This is a genomic window from Marinicauda sp. Alg238-R41 (genome assembly GCF_947331485.1).
GTDB classification, from domain to species: Bacteria; Pseudomonadota; Alphaproteobacteria; order Caulobacterales; family Maricaulaceae; genus Marinicauda; species Marinicauda pacifica.
Window position 1 is genome coordinate 538,445 of record NZ_CAMZOJ010000001.1, and the last position, 17,709, is coordinate 556,153.

Consider the following 17,709-nt stretch of genomic DNA (forward strand, 5'->3'; position numbering starts at 1 on the left):
AGACTACATGAATGCGTCCTTGCCAGAAAATGTGATTGACTGACCCATGACCGACTTTTCCCCGCGCGAAATCGTCCACGAACTCGACCGGCACATTATCGGCCAGCACGAGGCGAAGAAGGCCGTGGCGATCGCCCTGCGCAATCGCTGGCGCCGCAAACGCCTGCCGGAGTCCCTTCAGGAAGAGGTCACGCCGAAGAATATCTTGATGATCGGCCCGACCGGGGTCGGCAAGACGGAAATCTCCCGCCGCCTCGCCAAGCTCGCCGGCGCGCCCTTCCTCAAGGTGGAAGCCACCAAGTTCACCGAGGTCGGCTATGTAGGCCGGGATGTGGACTCCATTGCCCGGGATCTGGTCGAGGTGTCCATCGGGATCGTCCGCGACAGGAAACGGGAGGAGGTTCGCGCCAAGGCTCACTCGGCAGCCGAACGCCGCGTGATCGAGGCTCTGGTGGGTGACAATGCCGGCGAGTCCACCCGCGAAAGCTTCCGCAAGAAGCTCCTTTCCGGCGAACTCGACGACCGGGAGATCGAGATCGAGGTCACCGATGACGCCGCCAGCGGTCCCGGCCTCGACATCCCCGGAATGCCCGGCTCGGTCTCGATGATCAATCTGTCAGACCTTCTGGGCAAGGGTTTCGGCAAGCAGAAGAAGACGCTGCGCACAACGGTCAAGCAGGCCTATGAGCCGCTGATCGCGGAGGAGGCCGACAAGCTGATCGACGAGAGCCAGATCCAGCAGGAGGCGCTACGCCTGGCCGAAAACGAAGGGATCATCTTTCTCGACGAGATCGACAAGATTGCTGCGCGCGCGGAAGGACGCGGTGCCGATGTCAGCCGGGAAGGCGTTCAACGCGATCTTCTCCCGCTTATCGAGGGTGCCACCGTGGCGACAAAGTACGGACCGGTGAAAACCGACCACATGCTGTTTATCGCTTCCGGCGCGTTCCACGTTACCAAGCCGAGCGATTTGCTCCCAGAGCTGCAGGGCCGCCTGCCCATACGCGTCGAGCTCAAGGCGCTCACGCGAGATGATTTCCGCGCCATCCTGACGGAGCCTGAAGCCAGCCTCGTTACGCAATACATCGAGCTGATCAAGACCGAGGAGGTCTCTTTGATCATCGAGGACAGCGCCATCGATGCCGTTGCCGATTACGCCGCCGAAGTGAATGCAAGCGTGGAGAATATCGGCGCGCGCCGTCTTCAGACCATCATGGAAAAGTTGGTTGAAGAGATCAGCTACACCGCGTCGGACCGGGCCGGTGAAACGATCACGATCGATGCCGACTATGTGCGCGAACGCGTCGACAGCCTCGCCAAGAATGCCGACCTCTCGAAATTCATTCTTTAGCTCCAGGCAGCGGTGAGAAACAGAAAAGGCGCAGCCAGCGGCTGCGCCAATTCTGTCCGTCCGAGAGCGTCGATCAGAAGGATTTGCCCACAGACAGGACGACTTGGGATTCCACTCCCTCGCCCTCTTCGCTCGTGTCGACATAGGCAAGACCCCAGTCGAGTCCGTAGCCCGAGGCTGTCAGCCCGAGCGTCCAGTCGATCTTGTCGTCACCATCGCCGTCCGGATCTCCGAAAGCGCCGGTTTCATACCCCACGCCGAAGACGAGCCCGAGCCCGGACCCACCCAGCGGGGCACTGCCGGAATAGAAGACATAGAGATTGTCATCGTTGCCGATATTGTCTTGCTCCGGTGCGTAGGCAACGCCGACAGAGGACTCCATGATACCCGTGGCGCCCGTGAGACTGGCGTAGACTTCGCCATAGGCCGTGTCTTCCTGGCCGGGATAGACATAAGCCAGCACGCCGACATCGAAGCTGAGCCCTTCGGTGAGCTCTGCGCCATATCCGGCATAGAGATCAATCTCTACCTCAGAATCGCCGACCGGTTCGATGCTCGAGCCCCAGGCCCCCACGTAGAGGCCGCTGTCAAAGCCGAGATCGAGCCCGCCCTGGAGCGCCAGTGTCTCATCGCTCAGAGAGACACCGCGGAAGCGATAGTCGGAAACGAAGGCGACATTGGCTTCCACCTCAGGCGCGGTCTGGGCCTGAGCGGCCGGAAGAAGCACGAAGCTGGCAGCTGTCGCCAGGAGTGCGAGATGTGTACGCATGATTGAAACTCCCCATACTTAAGTGTCTAAGGTTGTTAGTGTTGGCGGCGCCGGGGTGTGACGTGGCGTGACACCCCGGGCAAATCGCTCCGCCTATTCAGCCGGCTCTGGTTCCACGAATTCTGGATAGGCCGGATGGCCCAGCTCGCTGAGATCGCCGCCAGCCGCTTCGCTGGCCCGGTCCAGGCGAATTCCAAGCAGCATCTTCAACACCAGCCACACGACAAAGCTGGTCGCGAAGACGAAAGCGCCGATGGCGACAACACCGACGAACTGTCCGAAATAGCTCGCGGAATCGTTCGTAAAGGGAACGACCATCGTGCCCCAGATTCCGGCGAAGAGGTGGACCGGGATCGCACCCACCACGTCGTCGAGCCGAATTTTCTCCATGAGGATGGTGCCGTAGGTGGCGATGGCCGCACCGACGGACCCGATGACGATCGCTTCGATCACGGTGGGTGTCAGCGGCTCAGCGGTAATCGACACCAGGCCGGCCAAGGCGCCGTTCAGTGTCATAACCAGATTGGCCTTGCCCCTATTGACCACCATGGACAGCAAGTAGGCGACCACGACACCTGCGGCGGCGGCCATGTTCGTGTTCACGAATATCTGAGCCACTGCTGTCGCATCGGCTGCGCTTCCAAGGGCCAGCTGGGATGCGCCATTGAAGCCGAACCAGCCCATCCAGAGAATGAATACACCGAGCGTTGCCATGGGCAGGCTGGAGCCGTGCATCGGGACAGGTTTGCCGTCGACGAAGCGGCCTGTGCGCGCACCGAGCAGAATCACGCCCGCCAGCGCCGCCCAGCCTCCGGTGGAGTGAACGAGAGTGGAACCGGCGAAGTCAGAGAACCCGAACTGGGAATCGAGCCAGCCCGCTCCCCACTCCCAAGAGCCCTGGATCGGGTAGATCACGCCGGTCAGAACCACCACGAAAAGGAAGAAAGGGGCAATTCTGACACGTTCAGCAACCGCGCCGGAGACGATGGACGCCGCCGTTGCGACGAACACCATCTGGAAAAACCAGTCGGACGCGCTCGCATAACCGGTCGACAAATCGATCGATTCGTCTCCGGTCAGCTCGCTCGGCGACCAGGGTATCGGGACCCCGAAATAGCCTCCCGAGGCGTCGACATTGAGGTACATCAGATTGTACCCGATGAGGAAAAACATGAGGCCGGCGATCGAGTAGAGGCCAATGTTTTTAAGACAGATGACCGCTGCGTGCTTGGATCGGACAAGTCCCGCTTCAAGCATTGCGAAGCCGGCAGCCATCCACATCACGAGGAATCCGCCGATCAGAAAGAGCAGCGTATTGAAAACGTAACTCACATCCGGCGCGATCGCGGCATGAGCCGGCGCTGCGCCGACGCCCAGAGCACTCAGCGAGATGAGGCCGGTTAGGACTGGCCGCTTCCGGACAGATTGAAAGAGGTCGCGATGTCTCATGAAACTCCCCCGAGATTCGATTGCGGTTGCGGCCCGTCGTCCATGCAGGCGATGTGAGCGCGAACCGGATGACGCTGAAAATGGACGGGGAGGCCTGACGTCTGACGCCGGTATCGACGCGTCGCCGCGATGCTGTCTTGCAATCATGACCGTCTCCCGTTTGCGGTGCGACGGCCTTTGACGTGTATCTGGTCCTAGGGACTCTGAACGGTCCCGTCAGGCATCGGAGTAAACGGTTGCAGGAAAATTTGTGCGTCGCAACAAATTTCTTACACTTTTGTAACTGCGAACCCACAATATCCGAGAGCAGGCCGCGCCAATGGCGTGATTTAGGATAGGCAAAAAAAATGGCGGCTCGTGAGCCGCCAAAGGTTCCAGACACAGCCATTCGGCCGCGACTAGACGCTTCCATAGCGATCTAATTCTGCCAAGAAAAATATATCGATTGGCATAGAGTTGTCTCGTTTGAAGGGCATTACCAACAGAGCCTAAACTGTTCCGATTTTTTTGGGGCAATACTTTGTTATCTCGGCTTTTTGTCGACCCGACAGAGTTTTATTCCCTACACAGATCGTCCGTATCACGACGAAAAATCGGGCCGGATCCGGCCGCTTTGAAGGCAATTTCTTAAGATTTATGTTGCGTCGCAGCAACACAATCTGACGCCAAACTGAGGTGGCACCGCATGAAGACGAGCGTACGACCCCGATATCCGCAGATCCCGTGTTCTAAGGCCGTCTCAGCATCACGTAAAAGGCTCCAGATCCGCCGTGCCGGGGGGCTGCGCTTGCGTACCCTGAGACGATGGAAGCGAACGCCGACTCGCCAAGCCAACCGGTGAAGGAGCGGCGCAGGACACCCGGCAATTTGCGCTCATCCGGAGTCCAGGCCTGGAAACGACGCGCATCCAGCGCGCGCTGACCAGCACCTTTACCGGTGATGACGAGCACTGTCCGGCAGCCCTCGTCGCGAGAACGGCGAAGGAAGGAAAGGAGCGACCTGCGGGCCGAGGCTTCGGTCATCCCGTGCAGGTCGATACGCGCTTCGACTTCGATACGACCCCGGCGGACACGCTTCTCATTTCCCCGTTCAGCAGGACGACGCGGCGCTTCATGAGGCGGACCCTGATCGATGAACTGTGCGAAAGCCTGGCGTGAAACGCCGGTAGGCGCGGGACGTTCGGCTGGACCTTGCACGGAATTGATTTCAGGCGGAGCAGTTCGACCCTCCAGCGGCCGTACCGTCCTCGTGACCGAGCGCCAGACAGACTCGTCATCAGGGTTCAAGCCGCGGCCTCGGTCGCGCCGGCTCATGACGTGCGGGCAATCCGGGCAGCCAGTGCGTTTGGCAATAGCACGAACCAGCGCGCTTGAGCATTCTGACGCCCGGCCCGGAATCCGGCCTCGTCGCCCCAACCCACAAACAGGTCACCGCGCAGCGGACCCTGAATGGCTCCGCCTGCGTCCTGTGCGACGACAAGCCCCGACCAATCAGGATCGCCGTAGATCGCTGCGTCGAGAAAGATGGGGACACCCCACGCGTGATAGGCAGGATCCACGGCAAGGCTTGCCATCGGCGTCAACGGCGCGCCTTGTGCGCCGGCTGGGCCAACCGAGCTGTCGCCAAGGGGCTGGAGCTGGAAGAAGACATAGCGCGGGTTCTCGTTGAAAAGCTCGGTCCACGCCTGTGGGCCGCGCGCGTTGAGCCAGGCCTCGATATCGTCCTTGGATACGTTATGAGGCGAGAGGGCCCCCCGATTGATCAATACCCGCCCGATCGAGACGTAAGGCAAGCCATTGTGGGCGGCGAAAGCCGCGCGGGCCTGGCTTCCGTCCGGATAGACAAGCCGTCCCGAGCCCTGGACCTGAAGAAAGAAGATATCGACCGGACGTCCCCACGCGAGCGGGACGCCAAGGTCATAGCGCTCGATCTCTTCGCGCGGGCGATAGGGCTCGAAAGTCTCGGCGCTGGCGCGCCCGACAATACGCTGACCTTCAAGCCCGGCAATGAACTGTCCCAGATCCCCGGTCAGGAGGTCTCCGGGGCGCGCCCGGATCGCCATGGAAAACTCCTCATCCGGCCGGCTCCGCACCTCGACCAAGGGTTCATAGTACGCCGTGAGCTGGCCGGTTCCCGAGAGGGCGAGCGGAGTAAAAGCCCGTTCGAAGAAGTTCCGGGCCGCCGCGGCAGTAGTAGCACTTTGGTGAAGGCGCACAGCTTCAGCGCAAACGCCGCGCCAATCCCCGGCAGCCCCAGCATAGGTCACGCGCTCGCTCATGGGAGCGTGGTCGGGCCGGGCCGCGATTCGCTGGCAACTTTGTACCAGCGCAGATAGTGCTCCGCGCGGGTCAGTCCCCGACCACCCGGGCAGGGCGCCAAATGTGGTCGCAGTAGAGTGGGCAGGGGCAACCGGCGTAGCGACACTAACCGCAGGCAAGTGCCGTGGGCCTGTATCCTGACTGGCACACCCAGCCGCGACCAGACAGAAAAGAAGCGCGAGAAGGAGGCTAGACGGGTTTGACCCCCGCAAGCTTCCAGTTCGGATCGGAAGAGGTGACATCGCGCTCAAAACTCCAGACCTCGCTGACTGTTTTCAGACGAGACAAGTCGCCTGAAAGACGTTCACCCTCGGCATCGCGCGTTTCGGTCGCAAGCTCGGCGGCGAAGGCCACCTTTATTCTGGCCCGGTTATCGTTAAGAGAGGCTTCATCAATCCGGGCTTCGCGCAGACGTTCGAATTCGGTGATCTGGGTCTGGCCCTTTTCTTCCCGCTCGGAAATCGCGCGGTCATAGGCGTCGTAGACTCGCGGACCGAGAAGCGTCGACAGTGTTTCGCGATCACCTTTGGCATAGGCTTCGACCACCATGCGATACGCTTGGCGCGCGCCCTGGATGAAGGTTTCCGGGTCGAAGCTCTGATCGGCCTCGGCAATATCAGTGAGCCCAGGCCCCGCCGGTCCGGCGTAATGAGCGGCAATCGCCTCAGGAGCCGCCGACTGACCGGCCGGCTGTGATACCGGTGCGGGTTCGGATGGGGATTTTGACTGCTTGGCCTCGCGTGCGTGCTCTTCCGGCGTTCGTCCGGTGGACTTGCCGAGTGTCATGTAAAGCCGCACTCCCAGAAAGACGGCCAGGGCGGCAAAGAACAGGATCTGTAGAATTTGCATGACGGGTCCGAACGGCCTGAGGTCGATTGGGATACTGACCGATATATAGGGTGTCGCGGCGCTCGCGTCAGCCTTTCTCCTGCGCCGCCTCGCCTTGCCGTTGCGAGCGGCCCATGCTACGCGCCGCTGCCTGTTCTGTCGTGCAGGCCAAGCCTGCTGCGCCTGTGCGCCACTTATCCAGGAAGAGACTTCAATGACCGACGCTCCCGCAACCCCCGAGCCGAACAGCAACGCCCAAGTGCCCCAGCTGCGTGTGATGGGCCAGTATGTGAAGGACCTGTCCTTCGAAAACCCGGGTGCGCCGGGCACATTGCGCGGCGGCGGCGGCCAGCCTCAGATCGACATGGGGATCGATGTCCGGGCCCGCGCACTCGAAGACGGGGCCTATGAAGTCGAGCTGCACCTGACCGCGAATGCCAAACGCGAGCAGGACACGGTCTTCATCGCGGAGCTGATCTATGGCGGCCTGTTCCAGCTCAGCAATCTGGACGACCGCGCGCGCGATCCCTTCCTGATGATCGAATGCCCGCGAATCCTGTTCCCGTTCGCCCGCCGCATCCTCTCGGACGCGACCCGCGACGGCGGCTTCCCGCCGCTCATGCTCGAACCGGTCGATTTTGCCGGCCTGTACCGTCAGCAGCTGGCTCGTCAGCAGCAACAGCAGGGGTCCAGCGAAGGCGGTACCGCCTAGGCGGACCACCGGCTCCTACTACTACGACTACCACCACTATCAGGCTGTATTGCCCGGGTGAGGGTAACAGAGATGAAACGGCCGGGCCTGAAAGGGCCCGGCCGTCTTGCTTTGAACTGTCTTGGCAGGCTTGCCGGCGCTATTTCGCGCCGCTGCCCCCCGGAGAACAAGCGCTAAACAAGACCCAGGGTTTTCCACAGCGTCCTGTCGCCGCCAATCGTCTCCAGGAAGGCCTCGTGGGCGGCGCGCTCTTCCTCGCTGACCCTTGCCGGGAGCGGTTCGGGACGCGGCGGACGGGCGGGAAAGACGACGGTGTGGCCGGGACCGGAATGATCGTCGAAGGACAGGCCCTGCTCGCGCCCGCCATTGAGTTCCAGATACACCTCGGCCAGCAGATAGGCGTCGATCAGCGCGCCGTGCTTGATGCGGCTGCCAAGCGATATATCGAAGCGTTTACAAAGCGCATCCAGGCTTGCCGGGCTGCCGGGGAAGCGCTCGCGCGCCATCACGGCCGTGTCCTTGAACCGGTTGCCGGCAATGGGAGTCTTGCCGCAGCGCTCAAGCTCCATGTTGATGAAGCTCATGTCGAAGCGGGCATTGTGGGCGACCAGCGTCGCGTCACCGATAAAGTCCAGAAACTCCTGGGCAATTTCGCGAAATTTCGGCTTGTCGCGTAGCATCTCGACGGTGTGGCCGGTGATCTGGGTGACTTCTTTGGGGATGTCGCGTTCCGGATTGACCAGATGCTGAAGCTCCCGCCCGGTCGGGATCAGATCGACCACTTCGACACAGCCGATTTCGGTGATCCGGTCGCCTTCCAGCGCATGGAAGCCGGTCGTCTCCGTATCGAAGATGATCTCTCTCATCGGGCCTGATCTTCCAGTTGCTTCAGTATGTTACGCACTTGTTTGCGGGCATCGTCGATGCCGCGCGAAGTGTCGACGACGAAATCGGCGCGCTTCCTCTTTTCACCGTCGGGGAGCTGGCGCGCAAGGATGGCGTCCAGCTTCTCGCCATTCATTCCAGCGCGGGCCAGAACCCGTTGACGTTGCACGTCTTCTGGCGCCGTGACCACGATGACCGCATCGACATGATCGTCCAGGCCGGTCTCGAAAAGGAGCGGCACGTCGAGCACGGCGAACCGGGCACCGCGCGCTTCGGATTGGGCGAAGAAATCCGCGCGTGCGGCCGCCACCAGCGGATGCACGAGCGCTTCCAACCGCTTGAATTCTGAAGGGTTTGCCCGCAGGGCCGCGCTCAGCGCGTCGCGGTCTATCTGCCCCTCGCGCACCACGCCGGGGAAGGCCTTCCCGACCGGCTCGACCGCGGCGCCGCCATGCGTGTAGAGGTCGGCCACCACCGCGTCGGCGTCGAAAACCGTCGCGCCTTCGTCGGCCAGAAGCATGGCCGTGGTCGATTTTCCCATCCCGATGGATCCGGTCAAGCCTATGATTTTCATGACCTTATCTCCAGAATCGACACGAGCAGGTCACGCACGGCGGCGGTGTCGGGAGGCGGGGCGCCGAAGAAGGCTTCGAAGCTTGGACGCGCCTGGCCGATGAGCATGGCGAGCCCGTCCACGCTGCGGCGGCCCGTTTGCCGGGCCTGGCGCAGTAACTGAGTCTCAAGCGGCACGTAGACCATGTCGAAGACCAGCGCGTTGCGGCTACTCGGCGACAGATCCAATGTCAGATTCGGTTGTCCGGCCATTCCCAGACTACTGGCGTTCACGATGAGCGCCGCACCGTCGAGCGCCCCGTTCGCCGAGTCCCAATTGCGGACCAGAACATCGATTTCGAAGTCTTCGGCGAGCTGCCGGGCGCGATCGGGAGTCCGGTTCACGATCCGGATGTCGTCATAGCCTTCGCGCCGCAACTGGTAGAGCGCGGCCCGGGCGGCACCGCCGGCGCCGAGGATAACGGCCGGACCCTCGGCGCGGTCCACGCCGCCCTGCCGGAGCGCGGCGGCGATCCCGATGACGTCGGTGTTATCCCCGTGCAGTCCGCCGTCATCCCTGCGGACCAGAAGGTTGACCGCGCCGACCGCGCGCGCAGCATCGCCGAGCGTGTCGGCAATCTCGAACGCGGCCCGCTTGTGCGGCAGGGTGATGTTGAGCCCGGTAATGCCGAGGGCGGGCAGGGCCCGGATCGCGGTCTCAAATTGTTCGGGCGCGATCTCGAAGGCGGTATAGCGCCCTGGCAGGCCGCTGGTCTCGAGCCAGGCTGCCATCATGGCCGGAGACAGCGAGTGGGCGACCGGATAGCCGGCGACACCGGCCAGAGGCAGAAGACCGGAAAGGCGCGAGGCGGCCAGCATCAGACCGGCGCCGCGTTCTGGTCGCGCAGCATGGACAACACTGGAAGCAGGGGCAGGCCGAGCACGGCGTAGTAATCGCCCTCGACCTCCTCGAAGAGCTGCGCGCCGAGCCCTTCGAACGCGTAGGCGCCGACCCCCTGGGTGAGAATGTCGCCGGCCTCGTCCAGATACCGGTCGAGGAAGGCGTCGGTGAAATCGCGCACCACCATGCGGCAGGCGCTCTTGTGGCGCCAGACGATCTCGCCGCCGCGGGCCGCGGCGATACCGCCCTTCAGCCAGTGCGTGCGCCCGCGCAGGGCGCGCAGCTTGGCTTCGGCCTCCTGAACCGAGCGCGCCTTGTCATGCAGTTCGCCGTCCAGATCGAGAACCTGATCGGCGCCCAGCACCAGACCGTCGCGCCTGGCCGAGACCGCCAGCGCCTTGGCTTCGGCCAGGGCGAGGGCGAGATCGCCGAGATCGCCGGAAAACCCCTCTTTCAGGGCGTCCTCATCGACGTGGGCGGGATCGACCTCGAAATCGAGGCCGGCATTGTTCAGGATGGCGCGGCGCGAGGCCGAGCCCGAAGCCAGGATGAAACTCATATCGTGTTGCGGTGCTCGGTAAGGAGGTTGATGACCTTGGCGGCGGTTTCCTCGATGGAGCGCCGTGTCACATCGATGCTGGGCCAGCCATGCTTGGCGAAGAGCCGCTTGGCGTAGACGATCTCGTCGCGCACGTTTTCCTCGTCCACATAATCGGTCGAGCGGTCTTCCCTCAGATTGAGCAATCGGTTGCGGCGGATCTGGACGATGCGTTCGGGCGAGGCGGTCAGCCCCACAATGAGCGGCTTCTTCAGGGTGAAGAGCTCCTCGGGCAGGGTCGCGCCCGGCACGAGGGGGATATTGGCGGTGCGGATGCCGCGGTGACCCAGATAGATGCTGGTCGGAGTTTTCGAGGTGCGGCTGATGCCCAGAAGAATGACCTCGGCGCCGGCCAGGTTGTCGCCCTGCCCGTCATCATGGGCCATGGAGAAATTCATCGCCTCGATGCGGGCATAGTATTCGGCGTCCAGCGCGCGTTGCGCCCCGGCCTTGCCCATGAGCGGCGCGCCCAGATAGCCCGACAGCGTGGCCTGGATCGGATCGAGCACGGCGATGGCCGGGATGCGCAGGTCCGCGCAGCGATCCTCGATGGCCCGGCGCATGTCCGAATTGACCATCGTGAACATGACGATACCGGGATAGTCGGCGACATGTTCGAGCGCGCGTTCGAGCTGGCGCGGCGAACGCACCAGCGCAAACAGATGCTCGATCGGTTCGGCGCGCTCGAACTGGGCGGCCGAGGCGCGCATCACGCCCATCAGGGTTTCCCCGGTGGAATCGGAGATCATGTGGACGTGGTAGAAGACACGCATATCGGAGGAGCGGGTGGTCATGAGGGTGAGGGGTCCATCCAAATCACTTGGGACAAGACCTAGCTTGCCTGGGAAGTTCTGTGAATAAGCAGGCGTGTTTTCCCGGGGACGCAGGACGGTTTTGCGGTCAAGCAGAAGTTCTGCGGTGCGTTCACCCGCGCTCTCCCCCGGCACGGCCGGAGCGGTGTTCACAACCGGCGCGCTGTGGACGATCGAGAGCCGGCCGGGCACCGGACTCCGGCTCGCGAACGCCCGGGTTACCGCGTTAATGCTTTATAAACTATGGTTAACGAGAGATTAACCACGGGTCCTGAAACTGTGCACTTCACATGTGGGTTTAAGTTTTCCCGGCCCGTGGAAAACGGGTATGACCGGCCCTTCAACCCGACTATCCACACTATCCCCGCCTCGACGACTCCTTCCTTCTATATATATAGAAATATAGAGGTATGACCGGGTAGCGCCGCCTGCGGTGGACAAGCCCGGTCTTTCAATCGCAGCCCCTCATCTGACCGGAGCATTTCATTGGCCGATCGAGACACAGCCCTTCTTGCGGTTCTTCGAGGCGAAACGCGCACCCCGCCGCCCATCTGGCTGATGCGCCAGGCCGGACGCTACCTGCCCGAGTATCGCGAGATCCGCGCCAGGCAGAGCGATTTCATCGCCTTCTGCCTGAACCCGGATGCCGCCAGTGAAGTGACCCTGCAGCCGATCCGCCGGTACGATTTCGATGCCTCCATCGTTTTCGCCGATATCCTGCTGATCCCGTGGGCCCTGGGCCAGAAGGTCTGGTTCGTGAAGGGCGAAGGCCCGAAGCTGGAACCGATGCGGCCGCAAGATGCCGGCATGCTGACCGTGGACGGGGTCGAGGAGCGCCTGGCCCCGGTCTGCCAGACGCTGCGCCTGGTGCGCGCGGGATTGCCCGATGCGTGCACGCTGATCGGGTTTGCCGGAGCCCCCTGGACGGTCGCGACCTACATGATCGAGGGCGGGGGATCGAAGGATCGCTGGAAAGCGCGCACCGCCGCCTGGGAAGACCCCGCCGCCTTCGACCGTTTCATGAACGTCCTGGCCGATGCCACGGCGCGCTATCTGATCGCGCAGGCGCGGGCCGGGGCAGAAGTGCTGAAGATTTTCGAATCCTGGGCCGAGGGTCTGCCGGCGCCGCTGTTCGAGCGCGTGGTGATCGCGCCGACGCGCCGCATTGTCGACCAGGTGCGTGGCGCCGGAATCACGGCGCCGATCATGGGCTTTCCCAAGGGCGCGGGCCCGCTGGTGCCGCGCTATGCGGCGGAGACGGGGATCGACGCGATCGCGCTCGATCACGGGCTGGACACCGACTGGGCGGTGAAGGCCCTGCCCCGGGACATGCCGGTGCAGGGACAACTCGATCCCGCGGTGCTGAAGGCCGGCGGCGATGCGCTGGACCGCGAGGTGGATCGTCTCCTCGCCGCGTGGGCGGGGCGGCCCTATGTGTTCAATCTCGGTCACGGGATCAATCCGGACGTGCCGCCCGATCATGTGACCCGCCTCGTCAACCGGGTGCGGGGCCTGTAGGCAGGCGCGCCGGATCGCAGCGAAGAAGGACAAAGGGCCATGAGCCGTCGTATTGCCGTCGTCTTGTTCAATCTGGGCGGGCCGGACGGGCCGGAGAGCGTGCGGCCCTTCCTGCGCAACCTGTTCAACGATCCGGCCATCATCTACGCGCCCTGGCCGGTGCGCCCGCTGATCGCCGAGCTAATCTCGCGTACGCGCGGCCCCAAGGCGAAGCTGGAATACGCCAAGATGGGCGGCGGCTCGCCGATCATCCCCGAAACAGAGCGCCAGGCCGATGCGCTGACGGCCGCGCTGAAGGCGGCCAGCCCGGACGACGAGTTCGCCTGCTTCCTGGCGATGCGCTACTGGCATCCCTTCACCGAGGAAGCGGTGAGAGAGGTCAAGGCCTGGGGCGCGGACGAGGTGATCCTTCTGCCGCTCTATCCGCAGTTTTCCACCACGACGACCGGATCTTCGCTGAAAGCCTGGCGCGATGCCGGAGGCGGCGAGGCGCGCACAGTGTGCTGCTATCCGGTCCAGCCCGATTTCGTCAAAGCCCATGCCGATGCGATCCGCACGGCCTGGGAGGAGGCTGGCCGGCCGCAGAATGTGCGCGTGCTCCATTCCGCCCATGGCCTGCCCGAAGTGACCATTGCGCGCGGTGATCCCTATCGCTGGCAGGTCGAACAGACGGTGGCCGCGGTAACCGCCAGCCTGCCCGAGATTGCCGATCACATCACCTGCTTCCAGTCCAAGGTCGGCCCGCTGGAATGGATCAAGCCGTCCACCGAGGAGGTCGTGGAAGAGAGCGCGAAGGAGGGCAGGCATATCATCCTGTCGCCCATCGCCTTCGTCTCCGAACACATCGAGACGCTGGTCGAGCTGGACGAGGAATACCGCCTGGTGGCCGAAGAGCACGGTGCGGTCGGATATACACGCGTGCCCGCGCTTGGCGCTGCGGAGGGCTTCATCGAGGCGCTGAAATCATTGACATTGGGCGCGCTGGACGGTCCGGTGGGACTGAAGCCGCCGAACGGACGCCCGATCTGCCCGGCCGAGTTCGGCCGCTGCCCGTGCCGCGAGGCCGGACTGGCCGGCAACTAGACACACACGCCTTGCAGGACGCGACATGATCGATTTTCTGGCCGCCCATTATCTCTGGCTGAAAGCGTTTCACATCATCGCGGTCATCTTCTGGATGGCCGGGATGCTCTATCTGCCGCGCCTGTTCGTGTATCATCACACGGCCGAGGCGGGCGGAGAGCTGGAAGGCTCGCTCCTGATCCAGGAGCGCAATCTTTTGAAGATCATCGTCAATCCGGCCATGATTGCGGTGTGGACACTGGCCGTGCTGATGCTGATCGCCAATCCGGGCCTGTTCAGCGCGGGCTGGTTCCACATCAAGTTGCTGCTGGTCGTCGTGCTGTCGGGCATTCACGGCTATTATGCCGGGGCGCAGAAGAAATTCGCCAGGGGCGAGCGTCCGCGCACCGAGCGATTCTGGCGCATCCTGAACGAGGGGCCCGCCCTGATGGTGGTCGCCATCGTCCTGCTGGCCATCCTGAAACCTTTCGCCTGAGCAGGCGCCAGCGCGCTTGACGGCGAAGACGGCTTGTGTCAGCAGTTATCCGAGATGTCCGCATTCGCGGACAGCCCTCCAAAAATCCTGGTGTTCGCCTGCCATAGAGCGCGCCGGGACCCCTCAAGACACGTCCATAGCTGTCCGACTCATAACCAGAACACGGGCAGTCTCGCGAGCAAGCGAGTTTTGAAGCGGCGCGCCAGCCCTCCTTGCGAAGGACGGCGGCGGGCCTGTCCGGCCCTGTTCACCCTGACCTTAAAAAACGAATTTTCCCCATGACCGACATACACGACGACGATTACGACGACGATGACGACGATTTCGATCAGGACGACGAGTCCGATGCTCCGGTGCGAAAGCGCAATCCGATCAATGTCGAACGGATGAGCCTTCAGGAGCTGAAGGAAAAATCGCCGGCCGAGCTGCTTCAGCTGGCCGAGCGCCTGGAACTTGAAAACGCCTCGTCGCTGCGCAAGCAGGGCATGATGTTCGCCATCCTCAAGGCGCTGGCCGAAGAGGGCGCCGAGATTTACGGCGGCGGCACGCTGGAAGTGCTGCAGGACGGGTTCGGCTTTTTGCGCAGCCCGGAATCCAACTATCTGGCCGGTCCCGACGATATCTACGTCTCCCCGACCCAGATCCGCCGGCTGGGCCTGCGCACCGGCGACACGGTCGAGGGCGAGATCCGCTCCCCGCGCGACGGCGAGCGCTATTTCGCTCTGCTCAAAGTGGCGTCGGTCAATTTCGAAGAGCCGGAAAACGTCCGCCACAAGGTCCATTTCGACAATCTGACGCCGCTTTATCCCGACGAGCGCTTCAACATGGAGCTGCCCGATCCCACGGTGAAGGATCGCTCGGGCCGGATTATCGACATCGTCGCCCCGCTCGGCAAAGGCCAGCGCGGGCTGATCGTCGCGCCGCCGCGGACCGGCAAGACGGTGCTGCTGCAGAACGTTGCCAGCGCGATCGAGACCAACCACCCCGAATGCTTCCTGATGGTGCTGCTGATCGACGAGCGCCCGGAGGAAGTCACCGACATGCAGCGCACGGTGAAGGGCGAGGTCATCGCCTCGACCTTCGACGAGCCGGCGACGCGTCACGTGCAGGTCGCCGAGATGGTGATCGAGAAGGCCAAGCGCCTGGTGGAACACAAGCGCGACGTGGTCATCCTGCTGGACTCCATCACCCGCCTCGGGCGTGCCTACAACACTGTGGTGCCCAGCTCCGGCAAGGTGCTGACCGGGGGTGTCGACGCCAACGCCCTGCAGCGTCCCAAGCGCTTCTTCGGCGCAGCGCGCAATATCGAGGAGGGCGGCTCGCTGACCATCATCGCCACCGCGCTGATCGATACGGGCAGCCGCATGGACGAGGTGATCTTCGAGGAATTCAAGGGCACGGGTAACAGCGAAATCGTGCTGGACCGCAAGGTCGCCGACAAGCGCGTCTTCCCCGCCATCGACATCCTCAAGTCGGGCACAAGGAAAGAAGAGCTGCTGGTCGACAAGAAAGAGCTTCAGAAGACCTATGTGCTGCGCCGTATCCTCAACCCGATGGGGGCGCAGGACGCGGTCGAGTTCCTGCTCGGCAAGCTGAAAGAGACGAAGACCAATTCCGAATTCTTCGACAGCATGAATACCTGAGCAAGTTCAATACCTTGTGACGATTGAAAGCCGGTGCGCTCCCAGCGTGCCGGCTTTTCTTTGCAAGGTGGCTTGCTATGCAGGGTCGTACCATGCATAACAGGGTCAATGGTTATGCAGGGACGTGCCCATGATCGACGCGTGGAAATCTCAATTGCGAAAAGGCGCTGCCGAGCTGGCGGTCCTGGCGGTCCTCGACAAGGGGGACGCGTTCGGCGTGGCCATACTGGACACGATCGAGAGCGGGGACGGGGTGGGGGTGTCGGAAGGCGCGCTCTACCCGCTTTTAAAGCGTCTGGAGACCGGCGGGCGGATCCAGTCCTACTGGTCGGAGCCTGACGGGGCTGCCGCCCCGCGCAAATACTACCGCCTCACGGGCGAGGGCCAGGATGCACTGCGTGCCATGCGCGATGCCTGGACAAGCTTTCGCCAACGCATGGATGAAATTGTGGGAGCCTCACATGACGCATGACATCGATCTTTACCTGCGCCGGCTTCGTGCCGCCCTGAGGTCCCTGCCCGAGGCCGAGCGCGAGGAAATCCTCGCCGAGACCCGCTCTCATCTGCGCGAGCGCGAGGAGGCGGACGGTCAGGCGGGCGTGGAGGCGGCGCTGCGCGCCTTCGGACCGGCCGAAGCCTATGCCGGCGCCTTCGTGGACGAATACCGCCTGCGCGCTGCGAGCGCGGGGGGCGGACCGCTGGAACTCGCCGGAGTCCTGCTCGGGCAGGCGACGCGGCGTGTGACCGCCTGCTTCGGCTTCGTGCTGGCGGCGGTGGCCTATCTGTTCGCCGGGGCGTTCGTGCTGATTGCCGCTGTGGAAGTCATCCGGCCCGATCTCGCCGGGATGTGGATCGGCCCGGACGTGTTCGTGCTGGGCGTCATCAATCCTGCCTCGCGCGGACCGGACACGGCCGAGCTTCTCGGCCCCGCGCTCATCCCGCTCATGCTGGTGGCCGCACCGCTGGCTCTGGCGCTGGGCTATGCGATCTCGCAGGCCACGGTGCGGCACCTGCTGCGCAAGCACTGACCGCCTCCGGGCTGTTGAGACCCGGCAGGGCGGCGTTTTTCGCCCGGGCTCTGCCGGTTCGCTCTTTTCTCGACGCGCAAACGGGATAGGCTCTGCGCCCTGTCTTCGGGAAAAGGATGCTTCATGCCAGACTTCACGCTCTACCATGCTCCGATGACGCGCTCGGTGCGCGTGCGCTGGGCGCTCGAGGAGATGGGCCTGCCCTACACGCTGGAATCGGTGGCGTTCACGCGCGGCGATGTGGGCGGCGACGAATTCCGCCAGGTCAATCCGCTGCAGAAAATCCCGGCCTTCAAGGATGGCGACACGGTCATCCTGGAATCGCTGGCCATCGTGCAATACCTGATCACCAAGTACGGCCCGACCCCGCTGGCGGTGACGCCGGACGAGCCGGACTACGCGGCCTATCTCGAATGGCTGCATTTTGGCGAGGCGACGATGTCGATGGCCACCAATCTGGTGCTGGCTCATACGACGTTGCTGCCGGAAGCGCACCGCAATCCGGGCCTGGCCAAATGGGCCAAGGCGGAAGTGAAAAAGCATCTCAACATGATCGCCGAACGCGGCCTGAAGGGCGGCAAGAGCTTCCTGGCCGCAGACCGTCTCACCGCGGCAGACCTGTCGGTGGCCTACATGCTCTACCTTCTGAAGATCGTGAAGCAGTTCGACGGGGCGCCGGACAGCGTGGCGGCGTATTTCGACCGCATCCGGGAGCGCCCGGCCTGGAAGACCGCCAGCACCGATTAGGACGAGCCCCCTCATGCAACGGCCGCCCCGGAGAGTGTCC

General features: G+C 63.3%; 19 protein-coding genes. 9 read left to right on the forward strand and 10 right to left on the reverse strand.

Annotation, left to right across the window (positions count from 1 at the left end; translation table 11 throughout):
- The first annotated feature begins 46 nt into the window (after window positions 1–46).
- Window positions 47–1,351 (forward strand): ATP-dependent protease ATPase subunit HslU, encoded by a 1,305-nt coding sequence (gene hslU, locus PGP17_RS02505; protein ID WP_270374126.1) that lies wholly within the window; start codon window positions 47–49, stop codon window positions 1,349–1,351.
- Window positions 1,352–1,424: 73 nt separating this feature from the next.
- On the opposite strand, the gene PGP17_RS02510 is transcribed toward hslU, so the two are convergent.
- The 5 genes from PGP17_RS02510 to PGP17_RS02525 all read right to left on the reverse strand — a co-directional run bounded on the left by PGP17_RS02510 (window position 1,425) and on the right by PGP17_RS02525 (window position 6,736).
- Window positions 1,425–2,120, reverse strand: a complete 696-nt coding sequence (locus PGP17_RS02510) for a TorF family putative porin (protein ID WP_270374127.1) — start codon at window positions 2,118–2,120, stop codon at window positions 1,425–1,427.
- Window positions 2,121–2,213: 93 nt separating this feature from the next.
- The gene (locus tag PGP17_RS02515) at window positions 2,214–3,569 is read right to left on the reverse strand and encodes an ammonium transporter (protein ID WP_370371640.1); all 1,356 of its coding nucleotides are present in this window, start codon (window positions 3,567–3,569) and stop codon (window positions 2,214–2,216) included.
- 728 nt (window positions 3,570–4,297) lie between these two features.
- Window positions 4,298–4,882 carry a Smr/MutS family protein gene (locus PGP17_RS14930; RefSeq protein ID WP_135945633.1) on the reverse strand — a complete coding sequence of 195 codons (585 nt, stop codon included), beginning with the start codon at window positions 4,880–4,882 and terminating at the stop codon, window positions 4,298–4,300.
- A complete protein-coding gene (gene mltA, locus PGP17_RS02520; RefSeq protein ID WP_270374129.1) occupies window positions 4,879–6,129 on the reverse strand; it encodes a murein transglycosylase A in 1,251 nt (416 codons plus the stop codon). The genes PGP17_RS14930 and mltA overlap by 4 nt, the downstream gene beginning before the upstream one ends.
- Window positions 6,077–6,736 carry a Tim44/TimA family putative adaptor protein gene (locus tag PGP17_RS02525; RefSeq protein ID WP_135945631.1) on the reverse strand — a complete coding sequence of 220 codons (660 nt, stop codon included), beginning with the start codon at window positions 6,734–6,736 and terminating at the stop codon, window positions 6,077–6,079. Before PGP17_RS02525 ends, mltA begins: the two co-directional genes overlap by 53 nt.
- Window positions 6,737–6,929: 193 nt before the next feature.
- Here PGP17_RS02525 and secB point away from each other — a divergent pair, with 193 nt between their 5' ends.
- Window positions 6,930–7,427 carry a protein-export chaperone SecB gene (gene secB / locus PGP17_RS02530; RefSeq protein ID WP_135945630.1) on the forward strand — a complete coding sequence of 166 codons (498 nt, stop codon included), beginning with the start codon at window positions 6,930–6,932 and terminating at the stop codon, window positions 7,425–7,427.
- A 173-nt stretch (window positions 7,428–7,600) separates the two neighbouring features.
- Here secB and dnaQ read toward each other — a convergent pair whose 3' ends face one another.
- The 5 genes from dnaQ to PGP17_RS02555 are packed head-to-tail and all read right to left on the reverse strand — an operon-like array spanning window position 7,601 to window position 11,157.
- Window positions 7,601–8,293: a DNA polymerase III subunit epsilon gene (gene dnaQ, locus PGP17_RS02535; protein ID WP_270374130.1), complete on the reverse strand. Its 693-nt coding sequence runs from the start codon at window positions 8,291–8,293 to the stop codon at window positions 7,601–7,603.
- Window positions 8,290–8,886, reverse strand: coding sequence for a dephospho-CoA kinase (coaE, locus tag PGP17_RS02540; protein ID WP_270374131.1), 597 nt, complete (start codon window positions 8,884–8,886; stop codon window positions 8,290–8,292). The genes dnaQ and coaE overlap by 4 nt, the downstream gene beginning before the upstream one ends.
- Window positions 8,883–9,743 (reverse strand): shikimate dehydrogenase, encoded by an 861-nt coding sequence (locus PGP17_RS02545; RefSeq protein WP_135945627.1) that lies wholly within the window; start codon window positions 9,741–9,743, stop codon window positions 8,883–8,885. Before PGP17_RS02545 ends, coaE begins: the two co-directional genes overlap by 4 nt.
- Window positions 9,743–10,324 (reverse strand): Maf family protein, encoded by a 582-nt coding sequence (locus PGP17_RS02550; protein WP_135945626.1) that lies wholly within the window; start codon window positions 10,322–10,324, stop codon window positions 9,743–9,745. Before PGP17_RS02550 ends, PGP17_RS02545 begins: the two co-directional genes overlap by 1 nt.
- Entirely contained in the window at window positions 10,321–11,157 is an 837-nt protein-coding gene (locus PGP17_RS02555; RefSeq protein WP_135945625.1) for a pyruvate, water dikinase regulatory protein, read from the reverse strand. The genes PGP17_RS02550 and PGP17_RS02555 overlap by 4 nt, the downstream gene beginning before the upstream one ends.
- 504 nt (window positions 11,158–11,661) lie before the next feature.
- On the opposite strand from PGP17_RS02555, the gene hemE reads away from it, so the two are divergent.
- The 7 genes from hemE to PGP17_RS02590 all read left to right on the forward strand — a co-directional run bounded on the left by hemE (window position 11,662) and on the right by PGP17_RS02590 (window position 17,669).
- Window positions 11,662–12,693, forward strand: coding sequence for a uroporphyrinogen decarboxylase (hemE, locus tag PGP17_RS02560; protein ID WP_135945624.1), 1,032 nt, complete (start codon window positions 11,662–11,664; stop codon window positions 12,691–12,693).
- A 39-nt stretch (window positions 12,694–12,732) separates the two neighbouring features.
- Entirely contained in the window at window positions 12,733–13,776 is a 1,044-nt protein-coding gene (gene hemH / locus PGP17_RS02565) for a ferrochelatase (RefSeq protein ID WP_270374132.1), read from the forward strand.
- Window positions 13,777–13,801: 25 nt separating this feature from the next.
- Entirely contained in the window at window positions 13,802–14,251 is a 450-nt protein-coding gene (hemJ, locus tag PGP17_RS02570; RefSeq protein ID WP_135945622.1) for a protoporphyrinogen oxidase HemJ, read from the forward strand.
- Window positions 14,252–14,637: 386 nt separating this feature from the next.
- Complete coding sequence (gene rho / locus PGP17_RS02575) at window positions 14,638–15,894, forward strand: transcription termination factor Rho (RefSeq protein ID WP_135945717.1); 1,257 nt, start codon at window positions 14,638–14,640, stop codon at window positions 15,892–15,894.
- A 130-nt stretch (window positions 15,895–16,024) separates the two neighbouring features.
- Window positions 16,025–16,366 (forward strand): PadR family transcriptional regulator, encoded by a 342-nt coding sequence (locus PGP17_RS02580; RefSeq protein WP_270374133.1) that lies wholly within the window; start codon window positions 16,025–16,027, stop codon window positions 16,364–16,366.
- A complete protein-coding gene (locus tag PGP17_RS02585; protein ID WP_135945620.1) occupies window positions 16,356–16,922 on the forward strand; it encodes an HAAS signaling domain-containing protein in 567 nt (188 codons plus the stop codon). The genes PGP17_RS02580 and PGP17_RS02585 overlap by 11 nt, the downstream gene beginning before the upstream one ends.
- A gap of 123 nt (window positions 16,923–17,045) precedes the next feature.
- Complete coding sequence (locus tag PGP17_RS02590; protein ID WP_270374134.1) at window positions 17,046–17,669, forward strand: glutathione S-transferase family protein; 624 nt, start codon at window positions 17,046–17,048, stop codon at window positions 17,667–17,669.
- Window positions 17,670–17,709: the final 40 nt, after the last annotated feature.